Annotated in this window: 13 protein-coding genes; 5 read left to right on the forward strand and 8 right to left on the reverse strand. The window is 58.4% G+C overall.

Translation table 11 applies throughout. The features are described from left to right. Nucleotides 1–204 precede the first annotated feature (204 nt). Nucleotides 205–660, reverse strand: a complete 456-nt coding sequence (gene perR / locus QU667_RS06855; protein WP_304986476.1) for a transcriptional regulator PerR — start codon at nt 658–660, stop codon at nt 205–207. A gap of 192 nt (nt 661–852) precedes the next feature. Here perR and QU667_RS06860 point away from each other — a divergent pair, with 192 nt between their 5' ends. Together QU667_RS06860 and QU667_RS06865 are read left to right on the forward strand one after the other, a co-directional pair. Next, complete coding sequence (locus QU667_RS06860; RefSeq protein ID WP_304986477.1) at nt 853–3,042, forward strand: Tex family protein; 2,190 nt, start codon at nt 853–855, stop codon at nt 3,040–3,042. Then, complete coding sequence (locus QU667_RS06865; RefSeq protein ID WP_304986478.1) at nt 3,039–4,886, forward strand: nicotinate-nucleotide--dimethylbenzimidazole phosphoribosyltransferase; 1,848 nt, start codon at nt 3,039–3,041, stop codon at nt 4,884–4,886. Before QU667_RS06860 ends, QU667_RS06865 begins: the two co-directional genes overlap by 4 nt. Nucleotides 4,887–4,909: 23 nt before the next feature. Here the strand turns inward: QU667_RS06865 and QU667_RS06870 are convergent, their stop codons facing one another. From QU667_RS06870 to QU667_RS06890, 5 genes are read right to left on the reverse strand one after another with little or no spacing between them, the layout of a single operon-like run. Further along, nucleotides 4,910–5,839 (reverse strand): hypothetical protein, encoded by a 930-nt coding sequence (locus QU667_RS06870; protein ID WP_304986479.1) that lies wholly within the window; start codon nt 5,837–5,839, stop codon nt 4,910–4,912. Nucleotides 5,840–5,855: 16 nt separating this feature from the next. Then, a complete protein-coding gene (locus tag QU667_RS06875; RefSeq protein WP_304986480.1) occupies nt 5,856–6,800 on the reverse strand; it encodes a nitronate monooxygenase in 945 nt (314 codons plus the stop codon). A gap of 16 nt (nt 6,801–6,816) precedes the next feature. After that, nucleotides 6,817–7,293 (reverse strand): 2-C-methyl-D-erythritol 2,4-cyclodiphosphate synthase, encoded by a 477-nt coding sequence (gene ispF / locus QU667_RS06880; protein WP_304986481.1) that lies wholly within the window; start codon nt 7,291–7,293, stop codon nt 6,817–6,819. Beyond that, nucleotides 7,290–8,060 (reverse strand): 2-C-methyl-D-erythritol 4-phosphate cytidylyltransferase, encoded by a 771-nt coding sequence (ispD, locus tag QU667_RS06885; protein WP_304986482.1) that lies wholly within the window; start codon nt 8,058–8,060, stop codon nt 7,290–7,292. The genes ispF and ispD overlap by 4 nt, the downstream gene beginning before the upstream one ends. 17 nt (nt 8,061–8,077) lie before the next feature. Continuing rightward, nucleotides 8,078–9,226, reverse strand: a complete 1,149-nt coding sequence (locus QU667_RS06890; RefSeq protein ID WP_304986483.1) for a PIN/TRAM domain-containing protein — start codon at nt 9,224–9,226, stop codon at nt 8,078–8,080. A 250-nt stretch (nt 9,227–9,476) separates the two neighbouring features. On the opposite strand from QU667_RS06890, the gene QU667_RS06895 reads away from it, so the two are divergent. Genes QU667_RS06895 through QU667_RS06905 form a run of 3 tightly spaced genes read left to right on the forward strand, consistent with a single transcriptional unit; the run spans nt 9,477 to nt 11,309 of the window. Continuing rightward, the gene (locus tag QU667_RS06895; RefSeq protein WP_304986484.1) at nt 9,477–10,100 is read left to right on the forward strand and encodes a MotA/TolQ/ExbB proton channel family protein; all 624 of its coding nucleotides are present in this window, start codon (nt 9,477–9,479) and stop codon (nt 10,098–10,100) included. Then, nucleotides 10,097–10,504, forward strand: coding sequence for an ExbD/TolR family protein (locus QU667_RS06900; protein WP_304986485.1), 408 nt, complete (start codon nt 10,097–10,099; stop codon nt 10,502–10,504). The genes QU667_RS06895 and QU667_RS06900 overlap by 4 nt, the downstream gene beginning before the upstream one ends. A gap of 4 nt (nt 10,505–10,508) precedes the next feature. Next, nucleotides 10,509–11,309, forward strand: coding sequence for a TonB family protein (locus QU667_RS06905; protein ID WP_304986486.1), 801 nt, complete (start codon nt 10,509–10,511; stop codon nt 11,307–11,309). 52 nt (nt 11,310–11,361) lie between these two features. On the opposite strand, the gene QU667_RS06910 is transcribed toward QU667_RS06905, so the two are convergent. After that, entirely contained in the window at nt 11,362–11,619 is a 258-nt protein-coding gene (locus tag QU667_RS06910) for a cell division protein ZapA (protein WP_304986487.1), read from the reverse strand. A 15-nt stretch (nt 11,620–11,634) separates the two neighbouring features. Beyond that, complete coding sequence (gene pheT / locus QU667_RS06915; RefSeq protein WP_304986488.1) at nt 11,635–14,070, reverse strand: phenylalanine--tRNA ligase subunit beta; 2,436 nt, start codon at nt 14,068–14,070, stop codon at nt 11,635–11,637. Nucleotides 14,071–14,080: the final 10 nt, after the last annotated feature.

A 14,080-nucleotide genomic window follows, 5' to 3' on the forward strand; every position in this document is an offset into this window, starting at 1 on the left:
GAAAGTGATGCAGCAAACGCCCCCCCTTTCCGATGTCCGTCCATGATTTCTTTTTGCATGGTATTCAAAAATAAGAACAATTTTCCAAACATACAAAAAACAGGCTCATCCATTTAGACGAACCTGTTCCGCAGAATTGAGGAATCACTGATAAATTCGTCCCATCATCTTGACGGACTTTATTTATTGGTGATTCCTTGATTTTCACGAAGCCGATTCGGCACTTTTCTCCTGACAATCCGGGCAGTATCCGAAGAAATACATCTGCTCTGAGACGATGCGATAGCCTGTAACAGACGAAACGTTCTTGTCAAGAGACGGGAGCGCGGCGATGGGCACATCCGCAACCTTGTCACAGCTGAGGCAGCGTACGTGCGGGTGTGCGGAGATGTCCGCGTCGTAACGGAACGCCTCCTCGCCCACGTTCAGCTCCCGCACAATGCCGATCTCACAGAATGCGTCGAGCGACTTGTAGACCGTAGCAAGGCTCATCGTCGGGTAGTTCGGACGCAGCTCCTTGTAAAGGGTCTCCGCCGTCGGATGCTCCGTCGTCGCGGCAAGTGCGGCATAGACGGCAAGCCGCTGCGGCGTCACCTTCTTTTTATTCTGACGGAGAATATCCGTCACCTCGCCGAGTGTCAGCATGGTATGTTCTCGCATAATGATTCCTACTTTACTTTTCTATCAAATCTAAAATTATTATTACTTATACATCATAATACTCTATCCGAAAACTCCTGTCAATAGTCCCGATTATCTTCCTGCTGCAGAAAAATATCCTATCCTTTTGCGCCGCTCTGAAATCATGCTATAATGGAGGACATTGAACAGCAGAAAGAAAGGTTTGGTTCCATGCGTATCTCCGATATACCCGCCGCCATTGCGGGCGAACTCTCCATCCGTCCGCAGCAGGTTGCATCCGTCATCACGCTTCTTGACGACGGCAACACAATCCCATTCATCGCACGCTACCGCAAGGAGGCGACCGGCTCTCTTGAGGACGAGATGCTGCGTCAGGTGGAAACGCGCCTCACCTACCTGCGCAGCCTCGTCAAGCGGCAGGAGGAAATCATCGCACGCATCGAGGAGCAGGGAAAACTGACGGACGACCTGCGCACGGCAATTGAGGCTGCCGAAAAACTTCAAACCCTCGAAGACCTTTACCGCCCGTACAAACAAAAAAAACGTACGCGCGCCTCCATCGCACGCGAGCGCGGACTGGAGGCTCTTGCCAGCACCATGCTGCTCCAACGGGAGACGAACGGAACCCCCGAGGAGACTGCCGCGCCTTACGTAAACGCAGAAAAAGGAATCCCAACGGTCGCCGAGGCGCTCGCAGGTGCGCGGGACATCCTCGCCGAAACGATCATGGATGAGGCAGAGCTGCGCCGCCGGATGCGCGAGAAATTTTGGAGGAGCGCTGTCCTTGAGACGACACTCAACGCTAAAGCTGCGGATGCACAGGTCTTTCAGATGTACGACGGCTACAGCGAGCCCGTCCGCACACTCCCCTCACATCGGATTCTCGCCATCAATCGCGGGGAGAAAAAGGGTTGCCTCACCGTGCGTATCGCCGTGGATCACGAGGAAAATATCGCATGGATTTACAAGCGGATCTATCAGCGCCCTTCTATTTTTGAGGCGGAACTGCACGCAGCAATCGAGGACGGCTACAAACGGCTCCTCCTGCCCGCGCTCGAACGTGAACTTCGTACACAGCTGACCGAAACAGCCGAGGAGAAGGCGATCGCGATCTTCGGGCACAACCTCCGCCAGCTCCTCCTGCAGCCGCCGCTCACGGGGCATACCGTACTCGGACTTGACCCCGGCTACCGCACGGGCTGCAAGGTGGCGCTCGTCGATACAACGGGCAGCGTCCGCGCAAGCGGCGTAATACAGGTCACGAAAAGTGACGGAGAACGCAAGGCGGCAGCGCAAAATCTGCTAAACCTCATCAAAACGCATCACGTCACGCTCATCTCCATCGGCAACGGAACGGCATCCTACGAAACGGAGCAATTTGTCGCCGCGCTGATCCGTGACAACAACCTGAAGGACGTACACTATCTCATCACAAACGAGGCGGGCGCATCCGTCTACTCTGCCTCCCAACTCGCAAAAGATGAACTTCCCGACTACGATGTCACGATCCGCGGCGCGGTTTCCATTGCGCGGCGCGTACAGGATCCGCTCGCCGAACTCGTGAAGATCGACCCACAGGCGATCGGTGTCGGACAGTACCAGCACGATGTCAGTCAAAAGCAGCTCAAGGAAACACTGGATGCAACGGTGGAAGATGCAGTAAACCACGTCGGTGTCGATCTCAATACCGCCTCCCCCGCCCTCCTGAACCGCATTGCGGGCATCAACGCCGCGATTGCAAAAAACATCGTCGCCTACCGCAACGAGCATGGACGCTTCACGAGCCGCAAGACACTCCGCAAGGTCGCCCGTCTGGGCGACGTTGCCTTTACGCAGTGCGCGGGTTTTCTGCGTATCTATGACGGTGAGACACCGCTCGATGCCACCGCCATCCACCCCGAATCCTACGAGCTCGCACGCGCCGTCCTCAGCGAACTCGGCATCACAGAGGACGATCTGCGCGACCGCACAAAACTCCCGGCTCTCGCGCTCAAGACTGCGCAGACAGCACCCGCACCGCTCGCGAAAAAACTCAGCGCAGGCATTCCGACCGTCACAGACATCCTCAAGGCAATCGCATGTCCCGGGCGCGACCCGCGTGAGGATCTGCCTGCACCGCTCACGCGCCAAAACATCGTAAAGCTCTCCGATCTCGCCGTCGGCACAATCCTCAAGGGCACGGTACGCAACATCACGGACTTCGGCGCCTTCATCGACATCGGACTGAAACAGGCGGGACTGCTCCACATCTCCGAGATGAGCCATCGCCGTGTGCGGCATCCGCTTGACGTACTGTCCGTCGGCGATTCTCTCGATGTTATGATCATCAGCATTGACGAGGAACGCGGGCGCATCGGACTCTCTCTGAAACGCATGGAAAAGGAAAAGGCACGCGCATGAACATCCTCGAACGCACGATTGCAGGCATTGAGATTCCCGCTGTAGGAATTTCGGATACAGTCAGGGCGGCATGGAACGCACAGCCACATACGGACTTCGGTCGACTGACCGCCGCCTTGCTGAAATACATCGCCATCACGGGTGAGCGCCACCCCATGCCGCCACAGACGAGTGTCGTCATCTCCTGCGCCGATCATGGTGTTGCCGCCGAGAGCGTCAGTGCCTACCCGCCCGAAACCACACTGAACATGATGTGCAACTATCTCATCGCACGCGGCGGCGCGGCGAATGCCGCCGCAAATTATGCGGGGGCGGATCTCATGGTTGCCGATCTTGGCGTGAATACGAACCACGCCGATATTCCGGGGCTGCTCCATCACAGCATCGCACACGGAACGGCGAACATGACCAAAGGACCTGCCATGACGCGTGCACAGGCAATCCAGTCCATTGAAACAGGCATTGCCATCGCAAATGACTGTGCCGATCGCGGCGACCGCTGTATCCTGCCCGGCGAGATGGGCATTTCCAACACAACATCGAGTGCAGCGATGGCCGCGACATTCCTTGGCCTCTCCCCCGAGGAAGTCACGGGACGCGGTGCGAATATCTCCGATAAACGGCTCGCGCACAAGGTCGAGATCGTCCGTCGCGCCCTCGCCGTCAATTGCCCCGATCCACATGACGGACTGGATGTCCTCGCAAAGGTCGGCGGTTTTGAGCTTGGCTGCATTGCAGGGCTCATTCTCGGCGCAGCCGCACGGCGGATGCTCGTCATCCTTGATGGGGCAAATACCACATCTGCGGCACTCGTTGCTCACGCCCTTGCACCGAACTGCGTGCATTACCTTCTCGCCTCGCACGCCTCGCTGACGGAGCACTCCCACCCGCACGCACTGCGCCGTCTCGGGCTCCTACCTGTCCTGCGCCTCGACATCCGTCTGAGTGAGGCGGCGGGGTCGTCGATTGTGCTTCGTATGCTCGAACAGATGCTAAAGGTCTGGGAGATGATAGATATTTCTGCCGCTCCTCCCCTTCCACCGCACATAGCGCGATCCCCCTTCCCCGCAAGCGGGGAAGGCTGTTATAGCGGAACATCAGCTTCCCCCGTTTACGGGGAACATGGCGGGCAACGCGAGCCGATAGAGGGAACGCCGCCGCCTCCAAACCAATCCGCCATGGATGCCGCACAGTACCGCCTTGACAACCTTGCCAAGCCCATCCACAGCCTCGGTTATCTCGAACGGATTGCCGTTCAGCTCGCAGGTGTGACGCACTGCGAACATCCCCCATTGGACACACGGGCGGCGCTGCTCCTTATCACAGAGAAAAAAGAGCTGCCCGCCGACCTCACGCGCATCCTCAACGCCCTGACAGATGCGCACGGCATTCCCATTGATATGCTCCCCATCATTCAGTGCACCGAGAAGAACGCAGACACGTACAAAACAGCATATGACCTCGCCCACACCTATCCGCTGCTCATCCTCGGAACATACGAAACCACAGAGAACTCTGCGGCACAGATTCTCTCTGACGCACTGCGCGGCGCGGCAGCGGGCGGCAGTCTCATCCTCCCCGGCGATGCACGGGCGGACAACATCGCACACAAGACAGAAGAAAACGCCCCCACCCTCGCCCCCTTCATCCTCCATGTCCTCCCCGATATGCTCACGCTCGACGCACACTTGACCGCAGGTATCGCGGGAATCCTCGGCATCGAGATCGTACGCGCCGCCCTCCACGTCATAAACGATATGAAAACCTTTACCGAGACCGGCGTCGCCGTCGCCATCGACGGGGCGGGAGCGGGGCGGCAAGTGCGTGGACAGACAAAAAAATAAGGCAGAATATATCTGCCTTATTTTTATATCACCGCTTCCAACTGCCCCTTTTTGAATACCTTTCCGATCGTGCCGAACTGGAAGGTCGCCGCCTCCATAACGATAAATCGTCCGTAGGTATTTCCCGGGCGGTAGTTCGAACTGAACGCCTCGCGCATACCGCCCGCCATATGCATCTCCTCCCCATAGACGAGGAAGGGATTCGGCACGACGGCAAAGAGATTGCTGCCGAGCGGCATCCCCCAGAAGTCCGCATCGCGCGTCGGTGTGACGGCGACAAAGCGCGGTTCGAGTTCGGGACGGCTCAGACGCAGCTGCATATTTGTGCAGCGCATTCCTTGCACTTCATAGAGCTTGATAAAGTCGTCCTGCGCCTTCTTCTTTTGGAACATCGTTCCCATGACATCGTAGAGCGCATTGTAGTCGCGTACATAGTCTGCCGCACGCTCGGCAGGGGTTCGTTCACGCAGCTCCGGGACAGGAATCTTCTCCAGCGAAGCCGCCGCATCGGCGGCTTTTTGACGTGCCGCCTCATTTTGTTTTGCACGGTCACTCGGCGTTGCTTCCTTGCCGCCTGTCGCACGCGCATAGCTACCCGCCGCACGCTCCATCGCATTCATCGGCTTGGCCTGCCGTCCCGCAGCCGAGGGATTCGGCGCGGGCGCAGCGGCTCCTGTATATGCACGCGAGAGGTCGCGCCTCATCTCCTCATCGAGGAGATCGCTCACCGATGGGACAGCATGCTGTGCGGCGACGTTCTCCTCAGCCGCAGGATTGTCAGGTTGCTCCTTCTGCACCTTCCTGCGCGGCGGTGTTCCACCTGTGCGCCGCTCTGCCGCCTCCAGCCGCTCTACCAGCTCGTCAATGCGACTTTGCTGACGCAGTGCCATTTTTTCGAGAAGCGTGACCCGCTTCGCGAGCTCATGAATCCGTGTCAGTTCGTCGGTTCCCATTCCCCTGATTTACCCCTTACAGCTCAATCTTGGCAGCATTTGCCAGTGTCTCTCGCGCCTCGCGCATAATGTTCCCGATGATGACGTGCGTCGGCTCGACCGCACGCAGCAGCGTCAGTGTCTCGCCCGCCTGCACCATGCCGTTCACCACATCGCCATCCACAGCGGCGAGCTTGTTCGTCCCCGTCGCACGGTCGAGCAGTTCCTGCTTCGTCGCCTTGCCCGAGAGTTCGAGTGCAACGAATTCCTCGGAAAACTTGTTTTTGACACCGCGCACCGAGCCGCCGATGGTGAACCCCGTCACAATCGTATCCGTGTCCACAGCTGCAAGCAGCTTTGCCTTCATATTCTCATGCACCACGCACTCCTCGGCGACGAGGAAACGCGTCCCCATCTGAATGCCCGCCGCACCCATGAGCAGCGCTGCCGCAAGTCCGCGTCCGTCGCCGAAACCGCCCGCCATGATAACGGGGAGCTTCACCTCGGGGATCACCTGCTCCATCAGCGGCAGTGTCGAAAGCACACCGATATGACCGCCTGCCTCCATGCCCTCCACGACAATCGCATCCGCGCCCTTTTCTTCCACGCGTTTGGCGAGCTTGACACTCGGCACAACGGGGATGACCTTCACGCCCGCCACATGGAGCTTTTCAAAGTACGGCACGGGATTGCCCGCACCGAGCGTCACGAATGCCGGCTTTTCCTCACAGATCACATCCACAATCTCATCCTTGTTCGGTGCCATAAGCATCACATTAACGCCAAACGGGCGATCCGTCAGCGTACGGCAGCGGCGAATCTCATCGCGCGTGTACTCCGTCGTACGCCCTCCCGTCGAGATGATGCCCGCACCGCCCGCATTCGACACCGCAGATGCGAGATTTGCCTCCGAGATCCACGCCATGCCGCCCTGCAAAATGGGGGCTTCGATCCCCAAAAGTTCCTTCAGCCGATTTGCCACGTTACTACCTCCTATATTATATACGCTCTATGCCCGCAACGGCATAGGCAGACATCCCTTCCCCACTGCCCGTGAACCCGAGCCGCTCCTCCGTCGTCGCCTTCACATTCACATCCCCCACAGGGATGTCAAGGAATCGGGCGATGTTCTCCCGCATCTCTTGGATGTATGGGAGCAGCTTCGGCGCCTGTGCCACAATCGTCGCATCCACATTGCCGATCGCATAGCCCTCCGTGCGCACGAGACGCGCCACAGCCACGAGGATCTTGCCGCTGTCCGCGCCCTTGAAACGTGCATCCGTATCGGGAAAATGCGTCCCGATGTCCCCGAGTGCCGCCGCACCGAGCAACGCATCCGAAACCGCATGGAGCAGCACATCGGCATCCGAGTGACCGAGCAGCCCCTTCTCATACGGCACATCCACCCCACCGAGGATGAGCCTGCGCCCCTCCACCAGACGGTGGACATCGTAGCCCATGCCGAACCGTGTCATTCGACCTCTCCCTTCCGTCGCCGCACAACCCCGCCGAGGAGACGTTTTGCCTCATGCACAGCGGTTTTCATGAGCTCCCCCGCGCCCATATCACTGCGCAGAATCGCCTCTGCCACCACCATATCCTCGGGTGTCGTCACCTTGATATTGCTGTACTCTCCCCTCACGATGTGTACGGGAACGCCGATGCGCTCCACGAGGCTTGCATCATCCGTCCCGAGAAATCCATCCTCATCCGCGCGACGATTCGCCTCGCGCAGGATCTCCTTGCGGAATCCCTGCGGGGTCTGCACCTGCCAGAGCGTACTGCGCGGCGGTGTCGAAACAACTACGCCGTCCTCCGAAGCGATCTTGATCGTATTCTTCTCCGGCACAGCGACAATCGCCGCCCCCTCCGCGCGTACCACGCGGATCAGCTCCTCAATGGTCTCACGGCGAATCAGCGGACGCGCCGCATCGTGCACGAGAACAATGTCCGCCTCCTCCGAAACAACGGCAAGTCCGTTGCGGATCGAATACTGACGCTCCGATCCCCCCTCAACCACCTTCCACGGAGCAAGCCCCTTGACCCGGCTGAGAAGCCCCCGCACCGCCTCAACCTCATCTGCTCCAACCGCAACAATCAGCTCGCCGACTTCGGACACCTTGGAAAACGTGAGCAGCGTACGCAGGAGCATCGGTTTTCCGGCAAGCGTCAAAAAGACCTTGTTCAGCCCGATGTGCATCCGATGCGCCTGCCCCGCTGCGGGGAAGACCACACTAACCATACATTTCCCTCCTGTGATTACCGTGCCAGCTTTGCAAAGATCATACGCCCTGCCGCCGTCTGCAGTGCCGAGGTCACCTCCACGGACACAATCTCGTTCATGCAGCGGAACCCGCCGTCCACGACAATCATCGTCCCGTCATCGAGATAGGCAAGCCCTTGCCCATGCTCCTTGCCCGGGCGGACAATCTGCACCGTCATGAGATCACCGGGAATCGCGACGGGCTTCACTGCATTCGAGAGTGCATTGATGTTCAGCACGGAAACGCCGCGCAACTGCGCCACCTTGTTCAGGTTGAAATCATTCGTGATGATCTTGCCGCCGACCTCCTGCGCGAGCTGCAGAAGTTTCGAGTCCACCTCCGCGATCTCCTCAAAGTCCGCCTCCGTGACCTCCACCTTCATACGAGACTCCTTGCGGATCTTTTGCAGGATGTCAAGCCCTCTGCGTCCGCGCACGCGTTTCAGTGAATCCGGCGAATCTGCGATGTGCTGCAGCTCCTCCAGAACAAACACAGGTATGAGGAGTGTTCCTTCGAGAAATCCCGTCTCGCAGATGTCCGCGATGCGCCCGTCGATGATGACACTCGTATCGAGCAGCTTGTACTGCCGCTCCGGCTGCGCGGGCTGTGCCGCATTCTGCAGTGGGGCACGCCCCTCGCGCATACGTGACATATCACGCAGGAAACGCGGGATAAAGTCAAAGACCGCCGCCAGTTCCTCCTGCTTTCGCACCATGATGTGAACGCCAAGATAGCCGAGTACAATGCTGAACACGATGGGAATATAGTCGCCGACAATCGGTATCATAGAAAACGCATCGCCCAGAAGACGTGCAATGATGAGTCCGATAAAAAGCCCGATTATCCCTGCAACCACATCGCGTGTCGGCATTTTTTCCAGCTGCCCCTCCACCCACACAGAGAGCCGCTTCAGCCGTCCCGTGAAAAACGGCGCGAGCGGATAGCCAATGATGCCGCCGAGACACGCACCAATGAGAACACAGACCAACCCCGCAAGAGAAAGCCCGAGCACCCCAGGCTCGGCGTGCCAGAACGATGCCGTGAAATAGCTGCGTACCGTCGGGATCATGAGTTCAAAAAGCGTTCCACCCACAATCGCCGTGATGAGCACAATGAAAAACCGTAATACACGTTCGAGTAACAAACATTCACCTCCCCTCCTACACTTTATTGTTGGAAAACGGAAAATGACCCCCGTTTTCCAACTCTTTCAGTATAATAAAAAAAATTCGCATTGTCAAAACAGAGTATTCAAAAAGTGAACGTTGGTCTTGACATCTATTGTTTTTTTAATATAATGATTATCGTGCTCAGTATTTTTTATATCGTTGATGGGCGCATCTACCGTTTCGGTATGCGCATGATGTTCTAATCTATACAAAGGAGTTCCATTTATGTCAGGTTTTGAAAGCGCAATCCACCTTTTTCACAGCGGTGGATTCGTCATGTATCCCCTGCTGATCCTCTCTCTCATCACGCTTGCGATTGCAGTGGAACGGTTCTACTACTACCGTCTCAACCGAAAAGGCTCGCGCGTGTTCTTCCACGGGGTCTATCACTCCGCCGTGCAGAAGGACTTTGACACGATCAGCAAGCTCTGCAAGGAGTTCCCCTCCGCGATTGCCCGCATCATCGAGAGCGGCATCGAAAACGCATCCACGGAAACCGCGATGAAGGGCGCGTTTTCCGACCGTATGACGATGGAATCGATTGGCTTCCGTCGCTATCTCGACTATCTGAGCGCGATTGTCACGATTGCCCCGCTGCTCGGCCTCTTGGGTACGGTCACGGGCATGATCCAGACGTTCAGTGTGCTCGATGCGGGCGGCGGTGCTGCGGCGATTACGGGCGGTGTCGGTGAGGCACTCGTCGCAACGGCATCGGGTCTGTGCGTGGCGATCATTGCGTTCTGTGTCTACACCTATTTCAGCCATCAGCTCGACACGATTGTGACGGATACGGAGCGCCTCTGCGCAACGGTCATCACGGCGAAGAAAGAAAGCTGGGATGCAAAATGAATTTTAGCAATCACCGCATGAAGAAAAAGCCGGAGTTTATGATTATTCCGATGATCGACATCATCTTTTTCCTGCTTGTTTTCTTTATGATGAACAGTCTCCAGACGGTCGCGCAGAAGGCGCTCGCCGTTCAGCTCCCGCAGGCGCAGAGCGCGACTGCTCCCGCACAGCTCCCGATCATCATGACGGTCGACGAGGAGGGGCATATCACGATTGACAACAATCCCGTGAGCATCACGGAGTCTGAGGCGATTATGAAACGCCACATGGCGGAGAATCCGAACGCGGCGGTCGTCCTGCAGGCGGACAAGCGTACGGCACACGGTCAGGTGGTCGCGGTGATGGATATGCTCAAAGGAGCGGGGGTAAAACGGCTCTCGATTGCCGCACAGCAGAAGGGATAGATCTATGGAGCAACACCTCTCATGGAGTAAGGCCTATATCGTCTCTGCCGCACTGCATTTCGTGATCTTCCTCCTGTTCGCCGTCGGTCTTGCCGTGGTGGTTGCCGAAAAGGAGCAGCAGGTCTATGAGATCGATCTCCAAGCCTCCGATTTCAGCCAGGGCAGCGGACACGAGGGCGGCGGAAGCAGTGAGAATCTCTTCCCCGAACCGCTCAAGGCGGAGGAGGTCGCAAAACGCGTCGAAACGGTTCAGCAGACAGTACCTCCAGTCACACCGACTGAGACAGTCGTGCCGACGCAGGATGCTGTCACCGTACCGCAGGCGGTTTCCGAAACTGCCGCTCCCTCCTCTGCCGCCGCACCTGCCGCAGCACCCTCCTCTGCCGTTGGAACGGGCAGCGGCGAGGGCAGCGGGAGCGGGACGGGTACAGGAACGGGCAGCGGCGACGGTACAGGCGACGGGCAGGGCGTAGGTTCCGGCTCGGGTGCGGGTCAGGGCTCGGGCGACGGCAACGTGTCCGGAACGGGCAGCGCACCGTTTGATACCAACGGTTTCTGGGCGGCGGTCAACGCGAACAAGGAGTACCCCTACATGGCGATGAAGCGCCGCCTTGAGGGTACGACAACGATTGTCACGACGATCAGTACCTCCGGCGATATTACAAGTGTGTCGGTCGCCTCCTCGTCGGGGCACGGGCTGCTTGACGACGCAGCAGTTGCAGCGGCGTATGCCGTCGGCAGCTATCCGAACCCCACGGGCGCGACGGTATCGGTCACAACAAATGTAAGTTTCAGTATTCGATAACATCCAATCAAAAAGCTGTGATGGAAATTCCACCACAGCTTTTTGATTGGGTTTATTTCTCCTCAAGCAGCTGCACGAGCTCGTCATAGTCCCGCTGCAGCTGCTCATACTCATCCATCATCTGCAGGACGGTGAGTGCGGCGATGCGCTGCACGTCGAAGCTGCGCACCTTCTTCGACATCTCCTTGATCCGACGGTCGCTCTCCGCCGCAAGACGCTTGAGCCGTTCGGGGTCATCCGTTTTGAGTTGGTAGGTCTGCCCAAACATCTCAACTACGACCCGTTGGGGCTGCTTTTTCTCCTCTGCCATGGCTCTCACCGCCTCTTATGCACGCAGCTCTGCGTGGAGCTGACTCTGCGCCGCCGCAAGGATGTCCGCAAATGCTGCATCCACTTCCTCGTCGGTCAGGGTCTTGTCATCGGACTGGAAATGCAGATGGAACGCCATGCTCTTTTTCCCGCTCCCGACCTGCTTGCCCATGTAAACATCAAAGAGCGTCGCACCACGGAAGAACTTGCCGCCCTTCTTGGCAATGACGCGCTCGATCTCCGCTGTGGAGAGGTCTGCATCCACAAGGATCGCAAGATCACGCGTCGATGCGGGATATTTCGGCAGCGACGCAATCGCATTTTTCTTCTTGCGGTAGCGCAGGAGGGTGTCGACCTCCATCTCAAAGACGTAGACGCTCTGCGCGATGCCGAAGTTCGCGGCGACGGTCGGATGAATCTCACCGAGGGTGGCAATCACGTCGCGCCCCTTCTTGAAAAACGCCGTCTTGCCGGGGTGCATGGCGAAGTGTTCACCGCGCTCCACTGTGTATTTCTGAACGCCGATTGCCCTAAGGAATCGCTCAAGGATGCCCTTCATGTCGTAGAAATCGACCTGTGCGTTGTCCGTGTCCCATGCAATCGGGCTCCGCCGTCCCGTGATCAGCCCCGCGACCATGAGTTTCTCGTTTGCAAGCTCCGTGACGGGCAGTGCCTTCGGGAAGAATACGGGCGCGATGTCAAAGAGCCGCAGATCGACGTTCTTGCGGGCGACGTTGCGCGCCGCATTTTCAAGCACGCTCGTGAGGAGGGTTGTACGAATGAGTGGGTACTCGTCCGTGAGCGGGTTCATGATGGGGATTGCCTGACGAAGCGAGCTGTCCGCGGGAACACCGAGTTTATCCAGTGTTTTCTCACTGGTAAAACTGAAGGAAAGTTCCTCCATCATGCCGAGCGCGGCAAGCGTCCTGCGCATCGTATCGACAAAGTCCTGCCGCTCGCTCGTCCTGCCCTGCTGTACCGCACCCATCGGGAGGCGCGAGGCGATGTTGTCATATCCGTAGAGACGTGCGACCTCCTCGGAGATGTCCTCCATCATCGTCACGTCACCGCGCCACGAAGGGACGGCGACGCGATAGGTCTCAACGCCCTTTTCCTCGACAATGAAACCGAGTGAACGGAGCGCGGATGCCATCCAGTCGCCGGGAATATTCGCGCCGATGCGCTCCCCTACCGTGCGTGCGCTGAACTCAAGCACGGTCGGAACACGGTGCTGTGGGTAGACATCGACCACGCCCTTTGCCACCGTGCACGCGCCCATCTCGACGAGCAGCTGTGCGGCTCGCGTCACTGCACGCACGGTCTCCGTCTCATCGACACCGCGCTCAAACCTGCCCGAGGACTCGGAGTGCAGTCCAATGCGGCGCGCCGTGCGGCGAATCGTCGGCCCGTGGAAGGACGCCGCCTCAAGAATGACCGAGGTCGTCCCCTCCGTGATCTCGGACTCAAGCCCGCCCATGATGCCCGCAAGCCCTGCGGGCTTTTCGCTGTCGGCAATGACAAGCTCATCCCCGACGGCGACACGGCTCGAATCGTCCAGTGTGTGCAGGTTCTCTCCCGCACGCGCACGGCGTGCCGTGAGGCTGTGTCCTGCGACAGCGTCATAGTCATAGGCATGGAGCGGCTGCCCCAGTTCGAGCATGACGAAGTTCGTCACATCGACCACGTTGTTGATCGCACGGATGCCCGCGCCATGCAGATGCTCCACCATCCATGCGGGCGACGGCGCAATCTTCACGTTGCGCAGCACACGCGCCGAGAAGCGGCGGCAGAGTTCATCCGCCTCGATGCCGATGTGCACGAGCTCGGCGGCACTCTCGGACGCCGTTTCCTCCACCGTGATGGATGGAAAACGCAGTTCCTTGCCCGTCAGTGCCGCAACCTCACGCGCAATGCCGATGACGCTGAAGCAGTCCGCGCGGTTTGCCGTCAGCTCGAACTCAAGCACGACATCATCCAGCCCCAGTGCCTCGGCGGCGGGGATCCCGACGGGCGTATCCTCCGGCAGGATGTAGATGCCATGCACCTGCTCGTCGGGCAGCCCCTCGGTATTGATCGCAAGCTCCCCCGCCGAGCACATCATGCCGTTCGACGGAACGCCGCGCAGCTTGCCCTTTGAGATTTTCTTGCCATCGGGGAGCACTGCGCCGACCATAGCGGCAGGAACAATATGCCCCTCACGCACATTGGAGGCACCCGTCACAATCTGAATCCGCTCTTCTTTTCCAATGTCCAGCTGGCAGACAAGCAGATGATCGGAGTCCGGATGCGGCGTGATCTTCTCAATGCGTGCTGTGATGACCTTCTCAAGCCCCTCATCCGCTCGCACGATACGCTCGACGGGAACGCCCGCCATTGTGAGACGGTCTGCAATTTGCTCCGCCGTTTCGTCCATATCCACATAGTCTTTCAGCCATTTGATCGAAACCTGCATCGTCCCGCCT

Origin of the sequence: Selenomonas dianae (assembly GCF_030644225.1) — a bacterium.
GTDB classification, from domain to species: Bacteria; Bacillota; Negativicutes; order Selenomonadales; family Selenomonadaceae; genus Centipeda; species Centipeda dianae.

What these genes read in the sequence shown, in the direction of transcription:
- perR (WP_304986476.1), bottom strand. Translation starts at nt 660, where the DNA reads ATGCGAGAACATACCATGCTGACACTCGGCGAGGTGACGGATATTCTC.
- QU667_RS06860 (WP_304986477.1), top strand. Translation starts at nt 853, where the DNA reads ATGCGTATCTCCGATATACCCGCCGCCATTGCGGGCGAACTCTCCATC.
- QU667_RS06865 (WP_304986478.1), top strand. Translation starts at nt 3,039, where the DNA reads ATGAACATCCTCGAACGCACGATTGCAGGCATTGAGATTCCCGCTGTA.
- QU667_RS06870 (WP_304986479.1), bottom strand. Translation starts at nt 5,839, where the DNA reads ATGGGAACCGACGAACTGACACGGATTCATGAGCTCGCGAAGCGGGTC.
- ispF (WP_304986481.1), bottom strand. Translation starts at nt 7,293, where the DNA reads ATGACACGGTTCGGCATGGGCTACGATGTCCACCGTCTGGTGGAGGGG.
- ispD (WP_304986482.1), bottom strand. Translation starts at nt 8,060, where the DNA reads ATGGTTAGTGTGGTCTTCCCCGCAGCGGGGCAGGCGCATCGGATGCAC.
- QU667_RS06895 (WP_304986484.1), top strand. Translation starts at nt 9,477, where the DNA reads ATGTCAGGTTTTGAAAGCGCAATCCACCTTTTTCACAGCGGTGGATTC.
- QU667_RS06900 (WP_304986485.1), top strand. Translation starts at nt 10,097, where the DNA reads ATGAATTTTAGCAATCACCGCATGAAGAAAAAGCCGGAGTTTATGATT.
- QU667_RS06905 (WP_304986486.1), top strand. Translation starts at nt 10,509, where the DNA reads ATGGAGCAACACCTCTCATGGAGTAAGGCCTATATCGTCTCTGCCGCA.
- QU667_RS06910 (WP_304986487.1), bottom strand. Translation starts at nt 11,619, where the DNA reads ATGGCAGAGGAGAAAAAGCAGCCCCAACGGGTCGTAGTTGAGATGTTT.
- pheT (WP_304986488.1), bottom strand. Translation starts at nt 14,070, where the DNA reads ATGCAGGTTTCGATCAAATGGCTGAAAGACTATGTGGATATGGACGAA.